25 protein-coding genes are annotated in these 24,050 nt (G+C 64.4%); 7 read left to right on the forward strand and 18 right to left on the reverse strand.

The window, feature by feature from the left end:
* Position 1 precedes the first annotated feature (1 nt).
* A complete protein-coding gene (locus tag E5554_RS20125) occupies positions 2-2,140 on the forward strand; it encodes an RNA degradosome polyphosphate kinase (protein WP_004211118.1) in 2,139 nt (712 codons plus the stop codon).
* A gap of 7 nt (positions 2,141-2,147) precedes the next feature.
* Positions 2,148-3,671 (forward strand): Ppx/GppA family phosphatase, encoded by a 1,524-nt coding sequence (locus E5554_RS20130; protein WP_136188423.1) that lies wholly within the window; start codon positions 2,148-2,150, stop codon positions 3,669-3,671.
* Between the two features lie 21 nt (positions 3,672-3,692).
* Here E5554_RS20130 and E5554_RS20135 read toward each other — a convergent pair whose 3' ends face one another.
* The 8 genes from E5554_RS20135 to E5554_RS20170 all read right to left on the reverse strand — a co-directional run bounded on the left by E5554_RS20135 (position 3,693) and on the right by E5554_RS20170 (position 10,245).
* A complete protein-coding gene (locus tag E5554_RS20135) occupies positions 3,693-3,878 on the reverse strand; it encodes a Trm112 family protein (protein ID WP_247594316.1) in 186 nt (61 codons plus the stop codon).
* Positions 3,879-3,886: 8 nt separating this feature from the next.
* Entirely contained in the window at positions 3,887-4,501 is a 615-nt protein-coding gene (locus E5554_RS20140) for an LON peptidase substrate-binding domain-containing protein (protein ID WP_136187870.1), read from the reverse strand.
* Positions 4,502-4,515: 14 nt separating this feature from the next.
* Entirely contained in the window at positions 4,516-5,427 is a 912-nt protein-coding gene (locus E5554_RS20145; protein ID WP_136187871.1) for a tetratricopeptide repeat protein, read from the reverse strand.
* Between the two features lie 95 nt (positions 5,428-5,522).
* On the reverse strand, positions 5,523-5,960 hold the full coding sequence (locus E5554_RS20150) for a DUF2141 domain-containing protein (RefSeq protein ID WP_136187872.1): 438 nt from the start codon (positions 5,958-5,960) through the stop codon (positions 5,523-5,525).
* Entirely contained in the window at positions 5,957-6,697 is a 741-nt protein-coding gene (locus E5554_RS20155; protein ID WP_136187873.1) for a sterol desaturase family protein, read from the reverse strand. The genes E5554_RS20150 and E5554_RS20155 overlap by 4 nt, the downstream gene beginning before the upstream one ends.
* 190 nt (positions 6,698-6,887) lie before the next feature.
* Positions 6,888-8,201: a reverse transcriptase domain-containing protein gene (locus E5554_RS20160; protein ID WP_247594453.1), complete on the reverse strand. Its 1,314-nt coding sequence runs from the start codon at positions 8,199-8,201 to the stop codon at positions 6,888-6,890.
* A gap of 9 nt (positions 8,202-8,210) precedes the next feature.
* Positions 8,211-8,783, reverse strand: a complete 573-nt coding sequence (locus tag E5554_RS20165; protein ID WP_136187875.1) for an SLATT domain-containing protein — start codon at positions 8,781-8,783, stop codon at positions 8,211-8,213.
* 571 nt (positions 8,784-9,354) lie between these two features.
* Positions 9,355-10,245, reverse strand: a complete 891-nt coding sequence (locus tag E5554_RS20170; RefSeq protein WP_004211109.1) for a prephenate dehydratase — start codon at positions 10,243-10,245, stop codon at positions 9,355-9,357.
* Positions 10,246-10,417: 172 nt separating this feature from the next.
* On the opposite strand from E5554_RS20170, the gene E5554_RS20175 reads away from it, so the two are divergent.
* Positions 10,418-11,041, forward strand: coding sequence for a c-type cytochrome (locus E5554_RS20175; RefSeq protein WP_037510216.1), 624 nt, complete (start codon positions 10,418-10,420; stop codon positions 11,039-11,041).
* A 41-nt stretch (positions 11,042-11,082) separates the two neighbouring features.
* Here the strand turns inward: E5554_RS20175 and E5554_RS20180 are convergent, their stop codons facing one another.
* A complete protein-coding gene (locus E5554_RS20180) occupies positions 11,083-11,889 on the reverse strand; it encodes a kinase (RefSeq protein WP_136187876.1) in 807 nt (268 codons plus the stop codon).
* A gap of 2 nt (positions 11,890-11,891) precedes the next feature.
* Entirely contained in the window at positions 11,892-13,208 is a 1,317-nt protein-coding gene (locus tag E5554_RS20185; RefSeq protein ID WP_136187877.1) for a hemolysin family protein, read from the reverse strand.
* Between the two features lie 147 nt (positions 13,209-13,355).
* Between E5554_RS20185 and E5554_RS20190 the strand changes: the two genes are divergently transcribed.
* From E5554_RS20190 to E5554_RS20205, 4 genes are all read left to right on the forward strand, one after another.
* Positions 13,356-14,036 carry an OmpA family protein gene (locus E5554_RS20190; protein WP_136187878.1) on the forward strand — a complete coding sequence of 227 codons (681 nt, stop codon included), beginning with the start codon at positions 13,356-13,358 and terminating at the stop codon, positions 14,034-14,036.
* A gap of 160 nt (positions 14,037-14,196) precedes the next feature.
* Entirely contained in the window at positions 14,197-14,535 is a 339-nt protein-coding gene (gene fdxA / locus E5554_RS20195) for a ferredoxin FdxA (RefSeq protein WP_004211101.1), read from the forward strand.
* A gap of 246 nt (positions 14,536-14,781) precedes the next feature.
* Complete coding sequence (locus E5554_RS20200) at positions 14,782-15,309, forward strand: CarD family transcriptional regulator (protein ID WP_004211100.1); 528 nt, start codon at positions 14,782-14,784, stop codon at positions 15,307-15,309.
* Between the two features lie 145 nt (positions 15,310-15,454).
* Positions 15,455-16,612 (forward strand): pyridoxal phosphate-dependent aminotransferase, encoded by a 1,158-nt coding sequence (locus tag E5554_RS20205; RefSeq protein ID WP_136187879.1) that lies wholly within the window; start codon positions 15,455-15,457, stop codon positions 16,610-16,612.
* Between the two features lie 38 nt (positions 16,613-16,650).
* On the opposite strand, the gene E5554_RS20210 is transcribed toward E5554_RS20205, so the two are convergent.
* The 8 genes from E5554_RS20210 to E5554_RS20245 all read right to left on the reverse strand — a co-directional run bounded on the left by E5554_RS20210 (position 16,651) and on the right by E5554_RS20245 (position 24,024).
* Positions 16,651-16,896: a hypothetical protein gene (locus E5554_RS20210; RefSeq protein ID WP_004211096.1), complete on the reverse strand. Its 246-nt coding sequence runs from the start codon at positions 16,894-16,896 to the stop codon at positions 16,651-16,653.
* 81 nt (positions 16,897-16,977) lie between these two features.
* On the reverse strand, positions 16,978-17,481 hold the full coding sequence (locus tag E5554_RS20215; RefSeq protein ID WP_004211094.1) for an asparaginase domain-containing protein: 504 nt from the start codon (positions 17,479-17,481) through the stop codon (positions 16,978-16,980).
* 62 nt (positions 17,482-17,543) lie between these two features.
* Complete coding sequence (locus E5554_RS20220) at positions 17,544-18,359, reverse strand: pyrroline-5-carboxylate reductase (RefSeq protein ID WP_069335575.1); 816 nt, start codon at positions 18,357-18,359, stop codon at positions 17,544-17,546.
* A 23-nt stretch (positions 18,360-18,382) separates the two neighbouring features.
* On the reverse strand, positions 18,383-18,889 hold the full coding sequence (locus tag E5554_RS20225) for a YbjN domain-containing protein (protein ID WP_004211091.1): 507 nt from the start codon (positions 18,887-18,889) through the stop codon (positions 18,383-18,385).
* A 42-nt stretch (positions 18,890-18,931) separates the two neighbouring features.
* Positions 18,932-19,243 (reverse strand): accessory factor UbiK family protein, encoded by a 312-nt coding sequence (locus E5554_RS20230; protein ID WP_004211090.1) that lies wholly within the window; start codon positions 19,241-19,243, stop codon positions 18,932-18,934.
* Positions 19,244-19,283: 40 nt separating this feature from the next.
* Positions 19,284-19,832 (reverse strand): TspO/MBR family protein, encoded by a 549-nt coding sequence (locus E5554_RS20235; RefSeq protein ID WP_136187880.1) that lies wholly within the window; start codon positions 19,830-19,832, stop codon positions 19,284-19,286.
* An 18-nt stretch (positions 19,833-19,850) separates the two neighbouring features.
* Positions 19,851-22,955 (reverse strand): efflux RND transporter permease subunit, encoded by a 3,105-nt coding sequence (locus tag E5554_RS20240; protein ID WP_136187881.1) that lies wholly within the window; start codon positions 22,953-22,955, stop codon positions 19,851-19,853.
* A gap of 4 nt (positions 22,956-22,959) precedes the next feature.
* Entirely contained in the window at positions 22,960-24,024 is a 1,065-nt protein-coding gene (locus E5554_RS20245) for an efflux RND transporter periplasmic adaptor subunit (protein ID WP_168708744.1), read from the reverse strand.
* Between the last annotated feature and the right edge of the window lie 26 nt (positions 24,025-24,050).

Below are 24,050 nucleotides of genomic sequence, written 5' to 3' on the forward strand. Positions count from 1 at the left end.
CGTGGCCGAAGCCGATCCCATCGCCAGCCTTTCGCCCGCGGGCGAGCGCTATTTCAACCGCGAGCTTTCCTGGCTGGCCTTCAACCAGCGGGTGCTGGAAGAGGCGATGAACCGGGCCCACCCGCTGCTCGAACGGCTCCGCTTCCTGTCGATTTCGGGCGCCAATCTCGACGAATTCTTCTCCGTTCGCGTCGCCGGCCTCAAAGGGCAGCAGTTGCAGGATGTCGATCTGCGGTCGGCCGACGGCCTGACCCCGGCGCAGCAGCTCGGCGCGATCACCGAAACCACGGCCAGCCTGATGCGCGCCCAGCAGAAGGTCTGGGGCGCGCTGCATGGCGAGCTGGTGCAGGTCGGGATCGAGGTGATCGGTCCGTCCGCGGAAATGGATGTCGGCTGCGCGGGGTGGCTGCGCGAGCATTTCCTGACCCAGATCTTCCCGATCCTGACGCCCCAGGCGCTGGACCCGGCACATCCCTTCCCCTTCATCCCCAATCAGGGTCTGTCGATCGTCTTCGATCTGGAGCGTCTGTCGGACAAGCAACCGATCCGCGAACTGGTGATGATCCCCTCCTCGCTCGCCCGCTTCGTGCGCATTCCGGGCGAACCGATGCGCTACATGGCGCTGGAGGCGGTGATCCGCCGCTTCTCGGCCGATCTCTTCCCCGGCTATCGCGTCCGCAACAGCGGCGTGTTCCGCATCATCCGTGACAGCGACATCGAGATCGAGGAAGAGGCGGAAGATCTGGTCCGCTATTTCCGCAGCGCCATCAAGCGCCGTCGCCGCGGCCGGGTGATCCGCATGGAGATAGAGGAACGCATCCCCGAACCGGTCGAGGAAATGCTCCAGGACATGCTCCAGGGCCATGAGGCGATCGTGGTCGAGGTGGAGGGCTTCATCGGCATCGGTGACCTTAGCGGCATCGTCGACGCCGACCGGCCGGACCTCAAGTTCGAACCCTATGCGCCGCGCTTCCCCGAGCGCATCCGCGAATATGGCGGCGACTGTTTCGCCGCGATCCGCGCCAAGGACATCGTCGTCCATCATCCCTATGAGGCGTTCGACGTCGTCATCTCCTTCCTGAAGCAGGCCGCGTCCGACCCGGACGTGGTCGCGATCAAGCAGACCCTCTATCGCGCGGGCAAGCAGTCGGCGATCATCCGCGCCCTGATCGACGCGGCCGAGGCCGGCAAGTCGGTGACCGCCGTGGTCGAACTGAAGGCGCGTTTCGACGAGGAACAGAATCTGATGTGGGCCGACGCGCTGGAACGCGCGGGCGTGCAGGTCGTCTATGGCTTCATCGACTGGAAGACCCATGCCAAGGTGTCGATGGTGGTGCGGCGCGAGGGCGACCAGTTCCGCAGCTACTGCCATTTCGGCACCGGCAACTACCACCCGATCACCGCGCGCATCTATACCGATCTCAGCTTCTTCACGGCTGACCCCGCCTATAGCCGCGATGCCGCCGCTTTGTTCAACTACATCACCGGCTATGTCGAGCCGCAGCGGCTGGAAAAGCTGGTCATGTCGCCCCGCGACCTGCGCGACACGCTGTGCGCCTGCATCGATGCGGAGATCGACCATGTCCGCGCCGGCCGCCCCGGCACCATCTGGGCCAAGATGAACAGCCTGGTCGACCCGGCGATCATCGAGAAACTCTATGCCGCCAGCAATGCCGGGGTGCAGATCGACCTGATCGTGCGCGGCATCTGTTGCCTGCGTCCGGGCGTGCCGGGCATGTCGGAAAATATCCGGGTCAAGTCGGTCGTCGGCCGCTTCCTGGAACATAGCCGCATCACCGTCTTCGGCAATGGCAAGGCGCTGCCCAATAATGGCGCGAAGGTCTATATCAGCTCGGCCGACTGGATGCCGCGCAACTTCGACCGCCGCGTCGAATTCCTCGCCCCGGTCGAAAATCCCACCGTCCATGACCAGATTCTCGACCAGGTGATGGTCGCCAATCTGATCGACACCGAACAGAGCTGGGTGCTGGACCGCGACGGCCATTATACCCGGCTGGAGCCGGGCGACCGGCCGTTCAACCTGCACCGCTATTTCATGACCAACCCGTCGCTGTCCGGGCGTGGCGCAGCGCAGGAGCATGGCGCGGTGCCGACCCTGCGCCTGCGTGGCCGGGCCTGATCGCGCGATGAACTCGATGCTCAGCCGCGTGCGCGCCATGGCGGAGACCATGGCGACCTCGCCCGAACCCGCTACCGCGCGCTCGGCGATCATCGACATCGGCTCCAACAGCGTCCGCCTGGTCGTCTATGACGGGCCACGCCGCATCCCCTTCATCCTGTTCAATGAAAAGGTGATGGCCGGTCTGGGCGCGTCGCTCGCCAAGACCGGTGCGATCGAAGCGGAGGCGATGGAACGCGGCCTGCGCGCCATCGGCCGCTTCGCCCATCTGTGCCGCGACATGCGCGTCACCGACATACGCTGCGTGGCGACGGCCGCCGTGCGCGACGCCACCAATGGCGCCGAGTTCATCACCCGTGCCAAGGCGATGGGCCTGACCGTCGAACTGCTGTCGGGCGCGCAGGAGGCGATCGGCGCCGCCATGGGCGTGCTGTCGGGCATTCCCGATGCCGACGGCATTGTCGGCGACCTGGGCGGCGGCAGCCTGGAACTGGCCCGCGTGCGCGAGGGCGCGGTCGAACAGACCATCTCGCTGCCGCTGGGCGTGCTGCGCCTGCCGCAGATCCGGGCCAAGGGGCCGCGTGCGCTTGATCGCTGCGTCGCCAAGATGCTGGAAAAGGCCGGCTGGCAGGCGGAACCGGACCTGCCCTTCTATCTCGTTGGCGGCTCCTGGCGCTCGCTCGCCCGCTTCGACATGCAGCTCACCCATTTCCCGCTACCGGTCGTCCATCAATATGAGATGAGCGCCGCCCGTGCCGAGCAGCTTACCCGCATCATCTCCCATGTCGACAAGGGCCGGCTGAAGCAGATCCCGGCCATGACCGGATCGCGCGTGCCGACCTTGCCGGATGCCGCCGCGCTGCTGTCGGTGGTCGTGCGCCAGCTCAAGTCCAGCCGGATGATCGTGTCGGCCTATGGCCTGCGCGAAGGGCTGCTCTACGAAAATCTGCCCGACGACATCCGCGCCCATGATCCGCTGCTGGTCGCGGCCGAGGCGGAGGGCGAGGCACAGGCCCGCTTCCGCGGCCATGGCGACCGTATCGACCGCTGGATCGCCCCGCTCTTCCCCGACGATGACAAGGGTGCGCGCCGCATCCGCCGAGCCGCCTGTCTGCTGGCCGATGTCAGCTGGCGTGCCAATCCCGATTTCCGCGCCGAACGCGGCGTCGAAATCGCCCTGCACAGCAATTGGGTCGGCATCACCGCTGCCGAGCGGGCGATGCTGGGCCAGGCGCTGCACACCCATTTCGGCGGCGATGTCGGCACGCTGCCCAACCTCGACCGCATGGCCAGCCCCGACGCGCTGCGCCGCGCCGCGCTCTGGGGCCTCGCCATCCGCCTGGCCCAGCGCCTGTCGGGCGGCGTCGAAGGCCCGCTCGCCATTTCCCATCTGGAACGGCATGGCGACCGCATCGACCTCCACCTGCGCGACGAGGATGCCGATCTCTACGGCGAAGCGGTCGAACGCCGCCTGCGCAACCTCGCCCAGGCCATGGGCCTCAAATATCAACTGCTGGGCGGGCAGGGTTAGGCCGACACCGACCGCGCCCGGTCAGGAAAGGGCGGTCGCTTCCCGCACCACCAGCACCGGCACGCCGTCGCGCACCGGATAGGCGAGGCCTGCCGCATCCGACACCAGCGCCTGGCGCGTCGCGTCCCAGCGCAGCGGCGTGCGCGTCGCCGGGCAGACCAGCTTGTCCAGCAGCCAGGGATCGATCGGGGCCGTTTCTTCGCGCATAATCTCGCTCATTGCATCGTCGCGCCGCCGTCGCGCTCGGCGCGGCCGACGATCTGCATCAACTGGATGATCCGGTCGGCCCGCTCGCTCAGCGTGTCGGCCTCCAGCAGCGTCTGCTTGGCCGCCGGGTCGAACGGCGCGATCTGGGCGATGCCGTTGACCAGCGCGGCATCGTCCAGCCGCGACACCGCCGTCCAGTCGACCGCATAGCCCAGCGCATCGGCAAAGCGGCGCGATTCCTGCTCCAGCGCCGCCCGCTCGACCATGTGCAGCGCCTCGTCCTCGGGCGGCGCCTGCTCGACCTCCGCCTCGATCTGGCGGAACAGCGTCGACACCTCCAGCTCGCGCACCAGCCGGAACCGGGCCAGCCCGGTCAGGATGATGTTGAACCGGCCATCGTCCAACGCCTCGATATGGCTGATCCGCCCCAGGCAGCCGACGTCGAACAGCGCCGGCTTCTGCCCCTCGCTGCGTGGCTGGATCATGCCGATGCGCCGGTCGCGCGCGGACGCATCCTGCACCAGCGCGCGATAGCGCGGCTCGAAGATATGCAGCGGCAGCTCCATGCCCGGCAGCAGCAGCGCGCCGGACAAGGGAAAGATCGAGATGCGCGCGCGATTCACCGCTCACCGATCCTTTAGGAAAACAGGATCTGCGACAGCTTGCGGCGCTGCGCCGACACCCACGGATCTTCCAGCCCGACCGCCTCGAACAGGGTCAGCAGCTGGGTGCGCGCGGCGCCGTCATTCCAGGCCCGGTCGCGGCGCACGATCTCCAGCAGCTGCTCGGCCGCACCATCGCGGTCGCCATTGCCCATCAGCCCGGTCGCCAGCTCGAAGCGCGCCACATGATCGTCACCATCGGCCGCCAGACGCGCCTCGACCCCCGACAGGTCGGCCACGGGCTTGGCATTACGGGCCAGCGCCAGCGCCGCCTTCGCGCGCTCGATCGCCTGGTCCTTCTGCATCTCGGCGGGCAGTTCGGCGAGCAGCGCATCAGCCTCGTCCAGTTGCCCCAGCGCCACCAGCGCGCGCAGCAGGCCGCTCAGCACTTCGGCATTGTCCGGCGCGATGTCGGCAATCTGCTGGAACACCGACAGGGCGCGCTCCGCCTCGCCGCCGGCCAGCATCTCCTCGCCCATCGCGATCAGCGGCGCGATCTCCTGCGCCTGCGCCTTCTCGTCCGATTCGATCGGCAACTGGCTCAGCAGCTGGTCGAGATATTGCTTCAGCTGTCCCTCGGTCCGCGCCTGGCTCAGGTCCGCGACCGGCTGGCCCTGGAACACGGCATAGACGGTCGGGATCGACTGGACGCGGAACTGGCTGGCGATGAAGCCATTTTCATCGACATTCACCTTCACCAGCTTGACGCCCTTGCTGGCATAGTCGGCGCAGACCTTCTCGATCACCGGCGCCAGCTGCTTGCACGGGCCGCACCATTCGGCCCAGAAGTCGACGATCACCAGGCTCGTGCGCGAAGGCTCCACCACATCCTGGCGAAACGCCTCCACGGCCGCCTTGTCGGCCTCGCTCAGTCCCAGGGTCGCCACGCTTCATTCTCCTGCAATGCGGTTAGTCGCCGCCGTCATACAGCGCCTTATGTGGGGCGTCACCCCTTGCCGACAAGTCGCGGCGGCCCGCATCGTTACAGGAAATATTTGAGCCGGATCGCCTGCCGCACCGGCGCGCCGCTCACCACGAACTCGGCCGACCGAAAGCTGGGCGCGCCAAAGCGCAGCACCGGATTGCGCGAAAAGCCCACGCCTTCGCGCGGAATGCCGGCAAAAGTGTCCAGCTTGCCATTGCCATTTTCGTCATGGATGATCGCGATCGCATAGTCGCCCGGCGCCAGATTGCCGAGCGGGATGGCATTGCCCGTCGTCGCCACGATCAGGTGGCGCTTGTCGGGATCCTTGCTGCAATCGGGGAAATAATCGGCCGATCGCGCCACGCAGATCAGGATGCGCCCCTTGGCCGATCGCAGCCCCTCGGCCGTCATGCTGATCGGCTGGGCCAGGTCCACCGGCGCCGCGCCCGCCAGCCCTGCCAATGCCGCCACCGCAAACAGCACCCGACCGATCACGCCTGTTCCTTCCTCAAATCACCGCCAAATTCACCCAGCCCCCGGTCGGTGCCGCACAGCCGGTCCCAGACGCGAAAATAGAGGCCATAATTGCACCGATATTGTTCATGATGCCGCTGATGATGGCTGGCGGTGATCAGCCAGCGGCCGATCGGCCCGCGCACCATCCAGCGCGGAAACATCTCCCACCCCATATGGTTGGACACGCCCATGATCGTCATGATCGACAGCACCACGCCCAGCGCGCCGACATGGATCGGGATCAGGAAGACCAAAGCCGGGATCACCACCGCCCCGGTCAGCGCCTCCCACGGGTGAAAGCTCATCGCCGCCCAGGCGGTCGGTGGCCGGCTGGCATGATGGACGGCATGGGCGATGCGGAACAGCCGGGGAGCGTGCATCCACCGGTGCGTCCAGTAGAACCAGGTATCATGCGCGGCGAGAAAGAGCAGCACCGACACCGGCAGATACCAGAGCGGATAGCGGCCCATATCCTCATAGATGCGCGTCCACCCCCGCGCCTGCCAGCCCCAGGCGACGATACCGGCGGGAATGCCATAGATGGCGGCGGACGCCAGCGACCAGCCAATCTCCCGCCCGATCTGCCGCCCCTGCCCGCGATAGAGGCCGGGCTGCCGCATCCGCGTCGCCAGCGCAAAACCGCCACTGGCAATCAGATAGCGCACCCCGACGATCAGCGTCATCGCCAGCGCGGACAAGAGGATCGCAGCGACCATGGCGGGGCTATAGCGGTGATTGCGGGGCAGCGGAAGCGGAGGGGTGGGAGGGGGTGGCCCAGCCAAGTAAAGCGCTGAACTTCGTTCTAGAAAGCCGCTATTCGTCATTACAAGGCAATTGGACCATGAGCATTATCACACGTGGCCGAATTTCAGTTTAGCAACTAGGCGAAACCCAAAACACCCGCGATCATGATATCGCAGTGAGAACGTCTTGTTCCAGATCAGCTACCTCTTTCGCAACCAGATTACGAAAATCTGCCTGCGTTACCTCTACTGATCGGCTGTCCAGTTCTTCGAACGGAACTCCAGTAAGATTATTTATAAGCGCATACTTCTGTTCAAGAGTAAAATTGTCGAAGTTTGGAATGTATCCGTTAACGACCCCCTTGAACCTGATCTCGTGGTAAGCTTTAACGAAGCGCGCGATATCGGAGGCTTTAGGGTTGATGCCAACGCGTCGACACTGAGTCGCAACAAACTCATCCAGATAACGAAGTTGGGATAAATCATCCGTTTGCGAAAAGAAAAGCAGCCACCCTTTTCTTTTACCATCAACAACACAACCTGTTATTCTTAAATTTAATTTGAACAAAAATTGCTGTAAGTTTTTCTTGTATTTATACTGAGTAAATACCTTACTAAGATTTTTGAACATTCGATGATAAGATGACGTTCGCACGGAAATTTTCCGGGGCGTAAGATGATATCCCAAATAGTCTATGCCTTCAGAAATCCGCTTTATTTCAGTTTTTCCGGAACGCCCCATCGGATGGGGATCAAGCCTCAGCTCGAGCAGGCCAGCATGTATCTCCTTAAAGCGGGCAGTTATCTCATGGGAGGGCGCAACAACCAATATGTCGTCCACGTACCTGTGGTAAACTGAACGCTTCGCGGCCTCAGCATCAAATTCTTGCATATACACAGATGCGAGCAGATTTGAGATACTGAGCCCTTGCGGCACACCGACACCGGACACAACGTAGTCAGGAGCCGAGCCTGTCTGATTTTCTATTGCCTTCTGAATCTGGGTCAGGATCAATGATTCAACGCCAAGATCTTTCAGCTTGGAAAGTAAAATATTGTGCTGAATCGAAGGAAAGAAATCACGAACATCCACCCGGAGAAAAGATAGAGGCTCGCTTGTCCCTTTGATCAGGCTGGCAATGGCCTTGATGTAGCTATGCGGCGGCGCCGAACGAGCGCCCGGAACCGCTTCAGCGAGCAGATTGCAAATCGCTCTCAAAGCTAGCCGGTCTCTGACAGTAGGTATGGAAATGCGCCGGGGTAATCGCGTCGCCCCCTTCAGGATCAGCTTCTCGCGATAGCGGGTGAAGGTATAAGTGCCACAAAGCACCTTCCGCTCAATGAGCGCACACTCTTCGTCTAATCGGCTTGTGAATGCCTCCAGCCGCGTACCATCTAAACCGACAGCGCGAGACTTAATGATGCGCGAGCTAAAAAGCGCTTTAAGCGATGACTCGCTAAAATGAAGCTCCTGCACGGTAGCCAACTACGAACCCCAAAGGCCAAAAAAGGAAAAACCTAAAGGAATAAAAAATAGAGAAAATGTAACCAAGTTTCGAACAAAATGACGAAAATATGATGCGACCACTTTCCGCCAACCAAACAGGATTGGCTGACCGTCCGTCCCACTTAGTGTTCTTCCAAACCGCCAAGCATCGAACAATAAATCATCGTAGTCACTATCCGAGTGATTTGGATAATGCTCAAGAAGACTGCTGTATCTTTCTAACTTAACATCGTCAGATTCTGGTGATTGGTAAACTCTCTGCATCGATATGTAGCATTCTCGATGGATTCGAGCGAGATCATCAAATCTCAAGCCATAAATAATCAGCGACAAACCAAAGGTAAGAACCGACATAACCAAGGCAGCTTGAGAAGCGCCAACCACTCCTAAGCTTTGGGCAAAACGATCTTGATAGATGCTAAAAACGATTGAGAGAAATGCATACCAGCTAAGAGCTAGATGGCTTACGATCGCGTATCGTTGATAACGCCGCTCAGATATGATCCGCGTTTTGTAAGTTAACCAAATACGCGAAATCGGATCGGCAGCCATCAGGCACCAAGACTAAAAGTGGTACGGGCACGATAGATTGGAAGGATCTTTTTCCTCAAACGAAGAAAGCCAAGGCTGGAAAACCCGACATATAAGAACAGCTCGTGAGAGCTGACGCCGCGTGGCGTCCTGCCCGTACCATTGTGCGCGATACAGTAGCTCGATAGCCTGCACAAGTACCACGTTTGCCGCATCTACTTAGATGCCAAGCAACGAACAGAAGTCAATGTGCTCCTGCTAGCGCAGCCACTCCCTTAACGGCCAATCCAACCCCAGCTTTCCTACTCAGCCAATATCTGATCTATCCTCCGCGATGGAGCAGCCGCGATCCCGCCCCTATGCGCACACCGATGCGCCGCCACCCCCGCAACCCAACAGGCGCGTCACCGTGACCCTGATGGCGCTTCGCCATGCCCCGGATGTGATCCAACAGGCGCGTCGGCGGCGCGTGGCAGGCGCGAAAACGGCGAAAAACGCCGATATCGTCGCGTCACGACACTGTGAACTTCGCGCCATGCCCCTGGAGAGACCCAGGCGTGACCCAAAAACCGCCCTTTATCGGGCGCACCACTCAGGTACGGGGGCGGGCCTGGCGGTAGCTGCCCAGCACGCGCACCCATTTGGTGTGGAATTCCAGTTCGGCGAGCGCGCGGTCGACCGCCGGGTCGCCCGGCATCCCTTCGATATCGCAGTAGAATTCGGTCGCGGCGAAGCTGGCGCCGCGCTGGTAGCTTTCCAGCTTGGTCATGTTGACGCCATTTGTCGCAAAGCCGCCCATCGCCTTGTAGAGCGCGGCCGGGATATTCTTCACCTCGAACAGGAAGGTGGTCATGACCGGGCCGACGCCCGCCGCCGGTGCCTTGGGCTCGCGCGCCAGCACCAGGAAGCGGGTCATGTTGTCGTCGCTATCCTCGATATTCTCGGCGATCAGGCGCAGGCCATAGATTTCGGCGGCCAGATAGGGGGCGATCGCCCCCTCGCCCGGCGCCCGCGTCTCCGCCACCAGCGCGGCGGCGCCGGCGGTGTCGGCATAGGCGACCGGCTGGATGCCGCGCTCACGCAGATAATGGCGGCACTGGCCCAGCGCCTGCGGATGGCTGATCGCGCTCTTCACCGGCACCGTGTCGGGCGCCATCAGGCAGTGGCGGATGCGCAGGAAATATTCGTCGACGATGTGCAGCCCGGATTCGGGCAGCAGGAAATGCATGTCGGCGACGCGGCCGTGCAGGCTGTTCTCGATCGGAATGATCGCTCGGGCGGCAAGGCCATTGCGCACGGCGTCGATCGCATCCTCGAACGCAAAGCTGGGCAGCGGCACGCAATCGGGGGCGTAGCCAAGCGCGGCCAGGTGCGAATTGGCACCGGGCGCGCCCTGATAGGCGACGGCGCGCGCCGGATCGGCAGCGGCCTTTTGCGACATGTCGGCGACCAGCGCGCGAGCGGGGGCGGGATAATTTTCCATGCGTGCCTGCGCGCTTAGGCAGTTGGGGGATCGCGCGCAAGCATCGGCGGGGCGGCGGGGCGCGAAAAGCGCCACGGCGGGTTGCACCCCGGCCTATCCCCCATTATGGCAAGTGCTTAAGTGGGGGAGCGCACGACAGCCTCCATAACAAAGATGCGAGGGAAATCTGCGGATGGGCGATCGATTCAACACCGTTGCAGGGTGGGCGTTGTTTGCAGGCATCATCGCGCTGGGTGGCGCGATCGTCAGTTCCAAATATTTCCACGATGAACGGCCCGAAAAGATGGGCTATGCGATCGAGGGCGTCGAGGTGGAAGGCGAAGGTGGCGGCGACAGCGGCCCCGGCCTCAACACCCTGCTCGCCAGCGCGGATGTCGCGGCCGGCGAAAAGGTGTTCGCGAAATGCGCCGCCTGTCACACCGTCAATCAGGGCGGCGCCAACGGCATCGGTCCCAATCTCTATGCCACCGTCGGCGAAGGCATCGGCCAGGGCAAGGGCGGCTTCGCCTTCTCCGAAGCGCTCAAGAGCAAGGGCGGCGAATGGAGCTTCGACAATCTCGACCATTGGCTGAAGAGCCCGCGTGAATTTGCCCCCGGCACCAAGATGACCTTTGCCGGCCTCTCCAACCCAGCCGATCGCGCCAACCTGATCGCATGGCTGAACACGCAGGGGTCCAACCTCCCCCTGCCCGCCGCCGATGCCGCGCCCGCTGCGGCGGACAATGCGGCCCCGGCCGAAGGCGGCGACAACGCCGCCAACGCGACCGAGGCCCCGGCCGAGAACGCGGCGCAGTAAGATTTCTGGAAGGGCGCGGCCGGTGGCGGCGCTCTTTTCGGCTATCGGCCGCGAACCGCCGTCACGCCGCGCTGGGCATCCAGCGCCACGACCAGATCGGCCCGCCCCGGCATCTCGTCCAAGATATGCCGGGTCAGCCGCTCATAATGCTGGATGAAGCGGGCAACCTGCGCATCGTTCATCACCGCGCTGCCACCGCCACCCGCGCGCAATTCGGCCTCCTGCTGCGTCCGCCAGCCCTGCACCACGTCGAACCCCGGCGCCGCCAGCAGCGCCAGCGCATCGATCCGCCCGAACAGCGTCTGATAGTCCCCCGCCAGCGCATCATTGACGAAGTGCCGCCAGCGCCCGTCGCCATCCTCGTCCCGCTCCAGCGCGTTGACCGGGGCATCCAGCTCACTTGTCTCCTGCGCCCGCGCGCCCACGCACCAGCCCTCCAGGATCAGCAACCGCAGCCCCGCCCCTGCCTCCGGCCACGCGCTTTCAGGCAAGCGATCATCCACCGCCTTGTCGAACCGCGGCAGCCGCACCGCTTGCCCCGCCGCCAGTGCATCCAGCACCCGCAGCCCCAGCGCGACATCATGCGTCCCCGGCACGCCCCGAGTCCGCAGCAGCGGATGCACGCTCTGCGCCAGCCCTTCCCGCTCACGCTTCGTCAGATACAGATCATCGATCGACAGGATCGCGCTCGCCACGCCACGCGCGCCCATGCGCGCCTGCAGCGCCTGCGCCAATGTGCTCTTGCCGCTGCCCTGCGCCCCACACAGGCCGAGCACGGCCAGGCCGTCCTTCTCTTCCAGCAGGCGCAGCGCCAGGCGGTCGACTGCATCGAGCGCCGACGCCACCATCGTCAGAGCTGCGCGACCAGCAGCTTGTCGATCTTGCGCCCGTCCATGTCGACAATCTCGAAGCGCCAGCCCTGATCCTCGGCATAGTCGCCGACTTCGGGCAGGCGCTTGAGCAGCCAAAGCACATGGCCCGCGACCGTCGCATAATCGCGGTCCTCGGACAGGTTGATGTCGATCTTCTCGGCCAGTTGGTCGATCGGCATCTGGCCCGACACCAGCAGGCTGCCATCCTCGCGCTCGACCAGATCCGGCTCGTCATAGACGTCGCGGTCGGATGCGAAATGGCCGGCAATGGCGGACAGCAGGTCGGCCGGGGTCACGATCCCCTCGAAATGCCCATATTCGTCATGCACCATCACCATCGGCACGTCGGACTTGCGCAGCACTTCCAGCGCATCCATCGCGTCGACCTGGTCGGGCACCACCTCCGCCTTGCGCAGCAGCGCCTCGATATTCAGCGCCTCGCCCCGGAACAAGGCGGTCATGATGTCGCGCGCCTGGACGATGCCGATAATATCCTCCACCGATCCGCGCCCCACCGGCAGGCGGGTATGCGGCGTTTCCAGCAGGCGCAGGCGTACTGTTTCCTCGTCGGCGTTGATGTCGATCCAGTCGACATCCATGCGCTGGGTCATCACCTCGCGCACCGGCCGGTCGGCCAGCCGCACCACGCCGGAGATGATCGCCCGCTCGCTTTCCTCGATGATGCCCGACCGGCTCGCCTCGGCGACGATCAGATGCAGTTCCTCGACCGTGACATGATGTTCGGATTCGCGGTCCAGCCCCAGAATCTTGAAGATCAGGCCGCTCGACTTGTCGAGCACCCACACCACCGGCGCCGTCAGCTTGGCCAGATACAGCATCGGCGTCGCCACCAGCACGGCGATCGGCTCGGGCTGACGCAGCGCGAACTGCTTGGGCACCAGTTCGCCGATGATCAGCGAGGCATAGGTGGTGAGGCCGATGACCAGCGCAAAGCCAAGATTTTCCGCCATATTGGGCGACAGGCCCAGCGCCGCCAGCCGCTCGCCGGTCGGCCCGCCCAGGCTGGCGCCCGAATAGGCGCCCGAAATGATGCCGATCAGGGTGATGCCGATCTGGACGGTCGACAGGAACTTGCCGGGGTCCGCCGCCAGCTGCAAAGCCGACTTGGCACCGCGCTTGCCCGCCTTCTCCATCGCCTGCAGCCGCGGCTTGCGCGCGGACACGATGGCCAGCTCCGACATCGCGAAGACGCCGTTCAGCGCGACCAGCGCCAGGATGATGATGAGGTCTACCCAGGGGAAGGGCGTCGGAGCGGGAGGGGGGATCGTGGCCATGGTGGTCCCCTCCCCTATAACCTTTATTCTTTCGTTTTCACAACCATCCCATCATCACCCGTTCAGTTCACTTGTGGAACAATCCATCGCCTGGGTTATTAGGGACGCATCCATCCACGCGGATGCCAAGGACAAGGGAATAGAAGAATGAGGATTTCGCACCGGATCATGATGGCCGCCGGCCTGGCCGCGATGCTGACCACCACGGCCTGCACCACCGACCCGGAAACCGGGCAGAAGCGCATGTCGAAGGCGGCGATCGGCGGCATTGGCGGCGCGCTGGGCGGCTATCTGCTGGGCGATCTGGTCGGCGGCCGGCATGACCGCACCGAAAAGATCCTGGGCGCCGGCATCGGCACGATCGCGGGCGCCGGTATCGGCTCCTACATGGACGAACAGGAACGCAAGCTGCGACAGCAGACCGCCGGCAGCGGTGTCGACGTGATCCGCCAGGGCGACGACCTGCTGCTGCGCATGCCCTCGGGCATCACCTTCGCGTTCAACGACGCCAGCGTCCAGCCGCAGTTCCGCCCCACGCTGGACGAGGTATCCTCGATCCTGTCGCAATATCCCAAGACCTATATCGACGTTTATGGTCACACCGACAGCGACGGGTCGGACGCCTATAACCAGACGCTGTCGGAACGCCGCGCCCAGTCGGTCGCCGGCTATCTGACCAGCCATGGCGTCCAGTCGGCGCGCATCGCCACGCGCGGCTTTGGCGAAACCCAGCCGATCGCGTCGAATGCGACCGAGGAAGGCAAGGCCGCCAACCGCCGCGTCGAAATCAAGATCTCGCCCGTCACCGAATCCGACGTGCGCAACTGACGATGGCTCGGGCCGCTCGAACGGGCGGCCCGACCGACCATCTGCGCTGCCGACAGCACAAAACCGCCCCTACGCGCCCGTCAACATTATCCTCATTGACCTTCGCGCGCGCCGGGCATAGCAGGGCCGCCGCTGTCGCAACCCAAAGAGTGCCCTGACAATGACCTATGTCGTGACCGACAACTGCATCCGCTGCAAATATATGGATTGCGTCGAGGTCTGCCCCGTGGACTGTTTCTACGAGGGCGAGAACATGCTGGTCATCAATCCCAACGAGTGCATCGACTGCGGCGTGTGCGAACCGGAATGCCCGGCCGAGGCGATCCTGCCCGATACCGAGAACGGCCTCGAAAAATGGCTGGAACTCAACACCAAATACTCGGCCGAATGGCCCAACATCACGGTCAAGGGCGAGGCCCCGGCTGACGCCGACGCGATGAGCGGCGTAGAGAACAAGCTGGAACAGTTCTTCTCGCCCGAACCCGGCGAGGGCAGCTGATCGATATTATCCTGCGCCATCAAGGCGCAGCGTCCCATTTTGTGCCGCACCCCCAGACTTTGTGTCCGGGGGTGGCAATTTTGTTACGAATCTGCTAAATAGCGCCCAGCGGACGAACATGGTCGCGTTCGTCCTGGAGTATTCGCATCATGTCTTGACGGTGACGCCGCGGACTTTCCCCGACTCGTGCCCCTGCTGCACCTGCCCCGCGACGGCCCGTTCCCCGGTTGAATAGAAAGGTTTCAAATGGCTGCCAAGGCGCTGTCCTTTGACGTTGGTGATTATGTCGTTTACCCCAAGCACGGCGTGGGCCGTGTGATCGAACTCCAAAAGGAGCAGATCGCGGGCATGGAACTGGAGCTGTATGTGCTCCGTTTCGAAAAGGAGCGCATGACGCTGCGCGTCCCCACCAACAAGGCCGAAGGCGTCGGCATGCGCAAGCTGTCCTCCAACAAGACGCTGGAGGAGTCGATGGAAACCCTGAAGGGCAAGCCCAAGGTCAAGCGCACCATGTGGTCGCGCCGCGCCCAGGAATATGAAGCGAAGATCAATTCGGGCGACCTGGTGTCGATCGCCGAAGTGACCCGCGACCTGTTCCGGGCCGACGACCAGCCCGAGCAGAGCTATTCCGAGCGCCAGATCTTCGAAGCCGCTTCCAGCCGCCTCGCCCGCGAACTCGCCGCGATGGAAGAGACCGACGAGCCCACCGCGCTGCAGAAGATCCTGCGCATCCTCAATGAGGCCGCGCCGAAATATGCCAAGGTCGAAGGCTGATCGCTTCGCCCGAACAGGCTGAAACATGACGAAGGGCGCCCTCCCAGGGGGCGCCCTTCTTCGTTACAGCAAGGCCATTGCGGGAATCCCGTCCTCGTCCGTTGACTCCCCCGAACCGTTCTTCAGGACGCATAGGGGAATAGCCATGAACGACCAGAATGACGCGCAGCAGGATCTGATCCAGCGCGGCTATTCGCGCCGCGACGCCGCCCGCATATTGGGCGTGCTGGGCGCGGGCGTGGCGGTCGCCACCGCCGGCACCCCGGTCTGGGCGCAGCGCAATGACGGCCCTGAAGAAGGCAATTTCCCCAAGGTGCGGATCGGCTCCAACGAATGCTGGACCGGCCCCTTCCCCGTCGCCCAGGCCGCCGCGGCGAAGATCGTGTCCCACGCCAATTTCTACCATCCCGGCACCGAAGTCACCGACTTCAAGAAGACGCTCGCGACCATCGAGGGCGTGCCGGTCGATTATGTCCTGCCATGGCCGGGGTCCAGCGACCCGCTCTCGCGCATCGTCGTCGCCTTCTGCTCGCCGCAAAAGGGGCTGGTGACCGCCGATGTCAGCTATGAACAGCCCTGGGGCACGGCGGAATGGGCCGGTGCCAAGGTAACGAAGGTGCCACTGACGCCCGATTATCGCCATGACGTGAAGGCGATGCTGGCCGCCAATCCGGACGCCGGCCTCTATTATATCTGCTCGCCCAACAACCCTACCGGCACGCTGACGCCGGTGGCCGACATCGAATGGCTGGTCGCCAACAAGCCGGCCGGATCGATCGTCCTGGTGGACGAAGCCTATCTCCATTTCTCGCACGGCCAGTCGGCCGCGCCGCTGGTTGCGCAGGGCAAGGACGTGATCGTGCTGCGCACCTTCTCCAAGCTGTTCGGCATGGCCGGCATGCGGCTGGGCGCCACCATCGCGCGACCGGACCTGCATGCCAGGATGATGCGCTATGACGGCAAGCGCATGTCGACCAACCTGCCCCTCCCCTCGGTCGTGTGCGGCACGGTGGCGCTGACGCAGAAGGCGCTGATCGAGCAGCGCCGGGCCGAGATGATCGCCGCGCGCGACTTCACCTTCGCCCACCTCACCAAGCGCGGGGTCAAGTTCATCCCGTCGGACGCCAACATGTTCATGGTCGACTGGGGCAAGCCGGCGGCCGGCGTGCAGGCCCAGTTCCTGGCGGCGGGTGTCGGCATCGGCCGCAACTGGGCGCCCTGGCCCACCATGTCGCGCGTCACCGTCGGCTCGATGGCCGACATGCAGGCCTTCTGCGCCGCGCTCGACAAAATCATGGTCTGAAAAAGGGCCGGCTTCGCTGTGGAAGCCGGCCCCTTGGATCAATTGCCCTTTACCGAATCGGCGGCATCCTTGGCGGCGTCGCCGACATCGCTCGCGGCCTGCCCGACCTGGCTCGCCGCGCTCGACACCGCATCATCCTTGCGGGTCTGGCTGCTGATCAGGAAGAAGGCGGCAACCGCCACCACCACGACCAGCAACAGGATCGCGATGGTCGTGCCACCGCCGCCGCTGCGCTTTTCGATGATCGTCGTCGTGGGCGCCGGGCGTTCCTGATAATCTGCCATATAGTCTCTCCTCTTTGTCACCCCGTGGGGGCAACAATGCCGGAGAGCGGGCAAAGGTTTCAGCCGCCCCGCTGGCCCGCCTTACTCGCCGGTCGGGACAAAGGCGCCCTTGGCGCGGTCCTTGACCACCTTGTCGGCGCGGAACACCGATCCGCTCATGGTGATATAGACGCCCGGCTCGGCGACCTGCGCGGTGGCAAAGGCCATGCCAAGGTTGAAGCTCGCATCGCTCTCGCCAAAGCGCGCCGGGGCCAGCGCACCGACCAGCACGACGGTCTTGCCGGGAATATCCTGCAACAGCTTGGCCGTCTCGGTCATGGTGTCAGTGCCATGGGTGATGACGATATGCTTCTCACGCGCTGCAGCGACGCGGGCGGCGATCAGCGCACGATCCGTGTCGTCCAGTTCCAGGCTGTCCTTGCGGGTAATTTCCTCGATGCGGAAGGGCCGCTTGACCCGCGCCACCTGCAACAGCTTGGCCATCACCGTCTCGCCGACCTGATAGTCGGACAGGGCGTCGAAATAGACCTTGTCGATCGTGCCACCGGTGGTGAGCAGCAGGATGGGGGTTTCGGGGGACAGCATGAACGGACTCCGTATATCGATCGCGCCCCCTTAACGGATAATGGCGCCGACCGGAACCGTCCCTATTCGCCCCGCGCCATCGCCGCACCCCGGTCACGCGCGGCGACCAGCGTGTCGGTCAGAAGGTCGAGCAGGCGATTGTCGGCGTCCAGCACATTGAGGCCCTGGCGCGTCATGCCGCCGGGGCTGGCGACCTGATCCGCCAGGGTGGCCGGACTGACGCTGGCGCGCGCCGCCATGTTCGCCGATCCCTGCACCGTGGCCAGCGCCATGCGTGCGGCCTGATCGGCAGGAATGCCCAGCGCCTCGCCGGCGCGCGACAACGCATCGATGAAGCGGAACAGGAAGGCCGGACCGCAGCCCGACAGGGCCGTCACCTGATTGAACAGGGCTTCGTCACCCATCCATTCCGCCAGACCCAGCGGCGCGATCAGCGCGGCAATGTCGGCCTTGGCCACCGCATCCGTCGCCGCATCGGTGTAGAGCGCCACCACGCCCTCGCCCAGCCCGACCGGCAGGTTGGGCATGGCGCAGACGACATCGCGCGGCGCCGGGAAATGCCGGCGCAGATCCGCGATCGGCGTGCCGGCCAGGATCGACACCAGCCGCGTTTCCGCCGTCAGCAGCGGCGCAAGCCCCGCCGCTACGTCGGCAATCTGATAGGGCTTCATGCCCAGCAGCACGGTCGTGCCGGCCGGCAGCGCCGCGGGATAGGCGGTGACGACGGTCACGCCGTGCGCCACCGGCTTGCCGCTTGGCCGCAGCACGGTGACGCGGGCGGGATCGAGCCCGCACGCCAGCCAGCGGGTCAGCATCTGCCCCGCCATATTGCCGCAGCCGACAAGGAAAAGATGATCGGGCCAGCAGGCAATGGTCATGGTCAGGCTTTCAGGCAGAAATGTCAGGCTTCGCCGCGGGTTTCGATCAGGCTCGCGCTGATCGCCTCGCTCGGGCTCTTGCCGCCCCACAGGACGAACTGGAACACCGGATAGAAACGCTCGCACTCGTCGATCGCGGTCTCGATCAGCACCTGCGCCTGGTCCAGCGTCAGCGTGCCGCCCTGCCCCAGCAAGGCGCCATGGCGGAACAGGATGATGCCGCTCGACGACCACAGCTCGAAATGGCCGAGCCAGAGCTGCTCGTTGATCAGGCCCAGCGTCTCGTAGATGACGGCGCGCTTGTCGTCATTGACGCGGATGTCGGGCAGCGCGAGAAGCTGCAGCACCTGATCCTCGTCACGCCAGATGCCGCGCAGCTCATATTGCGCCCACGACCCTTGGGTGCTCGCGACGATCTCGTCCTCGCCGACCTGCTCATAGCTCCAGCCATGCGCCTCGTAAAAGGCCGCCAGCATGTCGATCGGCGCGGCCTCATGGCCGCCATTCTCAAATTCGTCGCTATCCATCATCGGCGCGCCTTTATCACCGCAAGCGGCGAAAGGACAGGGCGCTTACTCGGCGCCCGCATCCTTATCCACAGCTTTCGTCTTGGCGGCGCGCACGGTCTTGGTGACCGGCTCGGGTGCCTTGCCTTCCAGCGCGTCGAGGCGAGCCTTGAGCAGTTCGACTTCCTCACGCGCGGCGGCGGCCATCGCCTTGACCGCGTCAAATTCCTCGCGGCTGACGAAGTCGACGCCGCCGATCCATTCCTTGGCACGTTCGCGCGCGTTGGATTCGAACTCGCGGGTCATGCCCGCGACCGTGCCGGCAGCGCCGTTCACCAGCTTGGCCAGGTCGTCGAAAAAGCGGTTCTCGCTCTGCATGATCGTCTATCCTCGTATCAGGCGCGTGGATGCGCCGAAATCATATCTGGGTCTGGAGTGCCGGCGCGACAAGCCTGTGCGCATCCGGGTTCAGGCGGCCGACCTCATAGTTGAGGTAGGAGGCAAAGACCAGCCAGACCAGATAGGGCAACATCAACGCACCGGCAAAGGGACGGATCCGCCAGAACAGGGCGGTGGTCAGCGCCACCAGCAGCGCCAGCACCAGGATCAGGCCCAGCGCCGCCCCCACCTGATGCGCGCGAAAGAAGAGCGGCGACCAGGCAAGGTTGAGCGCCAGCTGCACCAGGAACAGCGTGACCGCCGCCCCCCGACCCCTGGCCCCGCGCGCATGCAGCACGATCGCGAAGGCCAGCGCCATCAGCACATAGAGGATCGTCCAGGCGACGCCGAAGGCCCAGCCCGGCGGCATCAGCGCGGGCAGGTTGAGCGAGGAGAACCAGCGATTGCCAAAGCCGCTATTGGCGAGCCTGCCCGACAGGAAGCCGAGAAAGACGATCGCGGGCACCGTGACCAACGCCCAGCGCAGATAGGCAAGACGCAACTGACCCTGGGACGCGATCTCGTTCATCGGCAACGCAGCTCCAAGCTATTCGGCGGGTTCGGGCGAATCCTTGAGCGCCGAATCCAGTTTGCGACCAACGGTTTGCGGAGAAACCGTGCGCTTGGCAACGCGCGAATAGAAAATGGGAATGAGGAACAGGGTGATGAGCGTCGCCAGGCTGACACCGAACACGATCACCACGCCGATCGAATGGCGCGCCGCCGCGCCGGCCCCGCCGCGCAGCACCAGCGGCACCGCGCCGATGACGGTCGCGATCGACGTCATCAGGATCGGGCGCAGACGCCGCTTGGCCGCCTCGCGGATCGCCTCGGCAATCTCCATCCCCTCGTCGCGCAACTGGTTGGCGAACTCGACGATCAGGATGCCATTCTTGGCGGCCAGACCCACCAGCATGACGATGCCGATCTGGCTGTATAGGTTGATCGACCCGCCGGTGATCGCCAGGCCCAGCGCGCCGCCCGCCACCGCCAGCGGCACCGTCGCGATGATGACGCCGGGGTGGATGAAGCTTTCGAACTGGGCGGCGAGCAACAGATAGACGATCAGGATGGTGAGGCCGAAGACGATCCAGATCGACCCGCCGGTCTCACGCAGCGACTGACTTTCGCCGCGATAGCCGATCGCCAGCACCTCGGGCGACTGGCGCGCCTGATCCTCCAGGAAGGCCAGCCCCTGCCCCAGCGATGTGCCCGGCGCCAGCGCGGCGGTCAGAGTGATGGCGCGCAGCTTGTTATAGCGGTTGAGCTGACGCGGCCCGGCCACTTCGCGCACGGTCACGACCGCCGACAGTGGCACCAGCACGCCGCTGCGGCTGCGCACCTGGATACGTTCCAGATCGGCCAGCGTCTGACGCCCGTCACGCTCCGCCTGCACCAGCACGCGATATTCCTCGCCCCGGTCGACATAGGTGGTGACGCGGCGCGAACCGAGCAGGCTCTGCAGCGCCTGGCTGACATCGTTCACCGACACGCCCAGGTCGCCGGCGCGCTGCAGATCGGTTTCGATCCGCATCTGCGGCTTGGTTTCCTTGTAATCGCTGTCGAGGTTGATGAGGCCCGGATAGCTCGCCGCCGCCAGCATGATGCGGTCGCGCGCCGCCACCAGCCCTTCATAGGTAGAGCCGGCCAGCACGATATTGACCGGCAGGCCGCGACCACGGCCCAGCCCCGATCGCGGCGCGGCATTGCCGCGCACGCCCGGCTGGTCGGCGATCACCTTGTTGATGATGGTCGCGACTTCCGCCGTGGTGATGGTGCGGTCTTCCCACGGCCTCAGGAAGGCGATGACATTACCATTGTTGTAATCGTCGGTGGTGCCGAAGCCGCCGGGGGTGCGGATCACCAGATTCTGCAGCGTGCCGTCCTTGCGCAGGAAGGCGAGATCATTCTCGATCTTCTGCATATAGGCCATCATCCGGTCGAAGCCGGTGCCTTCGGGCGCGTTGACATTGGCCTCGACCACGCCGGTATCCTCGGCCGGGGCCAGTTCGGCCGGCAGGCGGGTGAAGAGGAAGAAGGCGACGCCCAGGAAGATCGCGACGCCCAGCAGCGGCATCAGCGGCTTCTTCAAGGTCCAGTCGAGCCAGCGGCCATAGCCATGCTCGATCCGCTGGAAGCGATCATCGACCCAGCGCGCCAGCCGGCCGCGCTCGGCATTTTTCAGCAGCTTGGAGCAGAGCATCGGCGCGAGGCTCAAGGATATGAAGCCCGAAAAGCCGATCGCCGCGATCATCGCGATGGCAAGTTCGCGGAACAAGAGGCCGGTCTGGCCGGCCAGGAACATCACCGGCACGAACACGGCGCAGACGACCAGGGTGGTCGAGATGATGGCAAAGCCCACCTGCCGCGTGCCGAGATAGGCGGCGACCAGCGGATCATCGCCCTGCTCGACGCGGTGATAGACATTTTCCAGCACCACGATCGCGTCGTCGACCACCAGGCCGATGGCGAGGACGAAGGCGAGCAGGGTCAGCAGGTTGATCGACAGGCCGAGCAGCCACATCACCGCGCAGGTGGCGAGCAGGCAGATCGGCACCGTCACGGCCGGCACGATCGTCGCGCGCACCGATCCCAGGAACAGGAAGATGACGAGGATGACGAGCAGCGCCGCCTCGATCAGCGTGTCATAGACATTGTCGATCGCGCGTTCGATGAACAGGGATTCGTCGGTGCCGATCGCCACCTTCATGCCCTTGGGCAGGGTCGGCGCCAGCTCCTTGATCAGCGCCTTGGCCTTCTGCGCCACTTCCAGCGTGTTGGCGCCCGACTGGCGGATGATGCCGATGCCGATCGCCGTGCCCTGGTTGGAACGGAAGCTGCTATAGGGGTTTTCGGCCCCTTCCTCGATCCGGGCGACATCGCCCAGCTTCACCTGATAGCCATCCTCGCCCCGGCCCACGACCAGCTGCGCGAACTGGTCCGGCGTGGCGAAGGGCCGCTCGACGCGCAGCGTCTGGTTCTGGTCCTTCGATTCAAAACGGCCGGCGGGCAGTTCGACATTCTGGGTGCGCAGCGCCGCCTCGACATCGGCCGGGGTCAGGCCGAAGGCGGCCAGCTTTTCCGCGTTGAACCAGATGCGGGTCGACGGGCGCGCCTCGCCGCCGATGGTAACGCGGGCGACGCCGTCGATCGCGGCAAAGCGGTCGGCAATGTTGCGGTCGAGATAGTCGCTGATCTGGATCGGCGACCAGCCGGGGCGCGAGAAGGCCAAGAACAGGATCGATCGCGCGTCGGAATCGACCTTGCGGATCTCGGGCGCCAGCGCATCCTCGGGCAGATCCTGCGTCACCGACCCGACACGGTCGCGCACGTCATTGGCGGCGCTGTCGATGTCCCGCGAGGGATCGAACTCGATATTGATGTTGGACGTGCCGTCCTGCGAGGTCGAGGTGATGGTCTGGATGCCCTGCACGCCCGCGACCGCATCCTCGATCTGCTGGGTGATGCGGGTTTCCACCACCGACGCGGCGGCGCCGGTATAGGTCGTCTCGACCGAGACGATCGGCGGATCGGTATCGGGATATTCGCGGACCGACAGGCTGAAATAGCCAACCAGGCCGACGATGCACATCAGCACCGCGACCACCGCCGAAAAGACCGGCCGGCGGACCGAGAGATCGGAGAGCTGCATCGGCTTAGCCGGCGGCCTTGGCGGCCTTGCCGCCCTTGTCGTCATCACCCTTCTTGTCGCCGGCCAGGCGCACCGGTGCGCCATCGGTCAGCTTCACCACGCCCTCGGTCACGATCTGCTGGCCGGCCTTCACGCCGCCCAATATCTCGACCAGGCCGTTCTGGCGGATGCCGGTTTCGACCTTGGTCCGCTTGGCGGTGCGACCGTCCAGCACGAAGACGAAACGCTCGTCACCATCGCCGATCACGGCCAGTTCGGGCACGCCCAGAGACTGGCGCTCGCGCGAGAAGACGCTGACGGTCAGCAGCATGCCGGGCTTCAGCGCCTTGTCGGGATTGGGCATGATCGCGCGGACCCGCACGGCGCGGGTGGCGGGATCAATCACCGGATCGATCGTCGCGATCGTGCCGTTGAAAGGCCGGTCGGGCCAGGCGGCGGACAGTGCCTTGATCGGCATGCCCTCGCGGATCATCGACAGGCGCGTCTCGGGCACGGTGAAGTCCAGCTTGATCCGCGAAATGTCGCTGACCGTGGCGATCGCGGTGCCGGCGGTGATGACCGCGCCGGGCGAGACCGTGCGCAGGGAAACCCAGCCGCTGAACGGCGCGCGAATGGTGCGGTCGCCGATGCCGGCACGGGCGAGGTCGGCATTGGCGCGGGCGCTGCTGGCGAGCGCGATCTGCTGCTCGACCGTGGCACCGGTGGCAAAGCCGCGCGACTTGAGCGCCTGGATGCGCTTCAACTGCTGGTCGGCCTGCAGCGCGGTCGCCTCGGCGGCAGCCAGTTCGGCCTTTTCCTGGCCCACGGCCATGCGGGCGATCACCTGCCCCTTGGACACGAAGCCGCCATCGGTGAAGTTCAGCACGTCGATCCGCTCGGTCACCGGCGCGGACAGCACCACCTGCTCATTGGCGAGCGCGGTGCCGACCGCCTCGACATTGTCGGTGAAGCGGGTGGGCGCAATCGCCACCGCCTCCACCAGCGCCGGCGGGCGAGCTTTCTTTTCCTTCTCTCCGCCGCAACCGGCAAGACAAAGGGCAACGAGAATGACAGGCAGGGTCGAGCGCATGACGAGGGGCTAACGGGCCTTTGTGA

This window comes from Sphingobium sp. PAMC28499, from assembly GCF_004795815.1.
Taxonomy (GTDB): domain Bacteria; phylum Pseudomonadota; class Alphaproteobacteria; order Sphingomonadales; family Sphingomonadaceae; genus Sphingobium; species Sphingobium yanoikuyae.

Excerpts from the sequence above, each read along its gene's own strand:
- E5554_RS20130 (WP_136188423.1), top strand. The coding sequence starts at position 2,148 with ATGAACTCGATGCTCAGCCGCGTGCGCGCCATGGCGGAGACCATGGCG.
- E5554_RS20135 (WP_247594316.1), bottom strand. The coding sequence starts at position 3,878 with ATGCGCGAAGAAACGGCCCCGATCGATCCCTGGCTGCTGGACAAGCTG.
- E5554_RS20155 (WP_136187873.1), bottom strand. The coding sequence starts at position 6,697 with ATGGTCGCTGCGATCCTCTTGTCCGCGCTGGCGATGACGCTGATCGTC.
- E5554_RS20165 (WP_136187875.1), bottom strand. The coding sequence starts at position 8,783 with ATGGCTGCCGATCCGATTTCGCGTATTTGGTTAACTTACAAAACGCGG.
- E5554_RS20170 (WP_004211109.1), bottom strand. The coding sequence starts at position 10,245 with ATGGAAAATTATCCCGCCCCCGCTCGCGCGCTGGTCGCCGACATGTCG.
- E5554_RS20175 (WP_037510216.1), top strand. The coding sequence starts at position 10,418 with ATGGGCGATCGATTCAACACCGTTGCAGGGTGGGCGTTGTTTGCAGGC.
- E5554_RS20180 (WP_136187876.1), bottom strand. The coding sequence starts at position 11,889 with ATGGTGGCGTCGGCGCTCGATGCAGTCGACCGCCTGGCGCTGCGCCTG.
- E5554_RS20185 (WP_136187877.1), bottom strand. The coding sequence starts at position 13,208 with ATGGCCACGATCCCCCCTCCCGCTCCGACGCCCTTCCCCTGGGTAGAC.
- E5554_RS20190 (WP_136187878.1), top strand. The coding sequence starts at position 13,356 with ATGAGGATTTCGCACCGGATCATGATGGCCGCCGGCCTGGCCGCGATG.
- fdxA (WP_004211101.1), top strand. The coding sequence starts at position 14,197 with ATGACCTATGTCGTGACCGACAACTGCATCCGCTGCAAATATATGGAT.
- E5554_RS20200 (WP_004211100.1), top strand. The coding sequence starts at position 14,782 with ATGGCTGCCAAGGCGCTGTCCTTTGACGTTGGTGATTATGTCGTTTAC.
- E5554_RS20205 (WP_136187879.1), top strand. The coding sequence starts at position 15,455 with ATGAACGACCAGAATGACGCGCAGCAGGATCTGATCCAGCGCGGCTAT.
- E5554_RS20210 (WP_004211096.1), bottom strand. The coding sequence starts at position 16,896 with ATGGCAGATTATCAGGAACGCCCGGCGCCCACGACGACGATCATCGAA.
- E5554_RS20215 (WP_004211094.1), bottom strand. The coding sequence starts at position 17,481 with ATGCTGTCCCCCGAAACCCCCATCCTGCTGCTCACCACCGGTGGCACG.
- E5554_RS20220 (WP_069335575.1), bottom strand. The coding sequence starts at position 18,359 with ATGACCATTGCCTGCTGGCCCGATCATCTTTTCCTTGTCGGCTGCGGC.
- E5554_RS20225 (WP_004211091.1), bottom strand. The coding sequence starts at position 18,889 with ATGATGGATAGCGACGAATTTGAGAATGGCGGCCATGAGGCCGCGCCG.
- E5554_RS20230 (WP_004211090.1), bottom strand. The coding sequence starts at position 19,243 with ATGCAGAGCGAGAACCGCTTTTTCGACGACCTGGCCAAGCTGGTGAAC.
- E5554_RS20235 (WP_136187880.1), bottom strand. The coding sequence starts at position 19,832 with ATGAACGAGATCGCGTCCCAGGGTCAGTTGCGTCTTGCCTATCTGCGC.
- E5554_RS20240 (WP_136187881.1), bottom strand. The coding sequence starts at position 22,955 with ATGCAGCTCTCCGATCTCTCGGTCCGCCGGCCGGTCTTTTCGGCGGTG.
- E5554_RS20245 (WP_168708744.1), bottom strand. The coding sequence starts at position 24,024 with ATGCGCTCGACCCTGCCTGTCATTCTCGTTGCCCTTTGTCTTGCCGGT.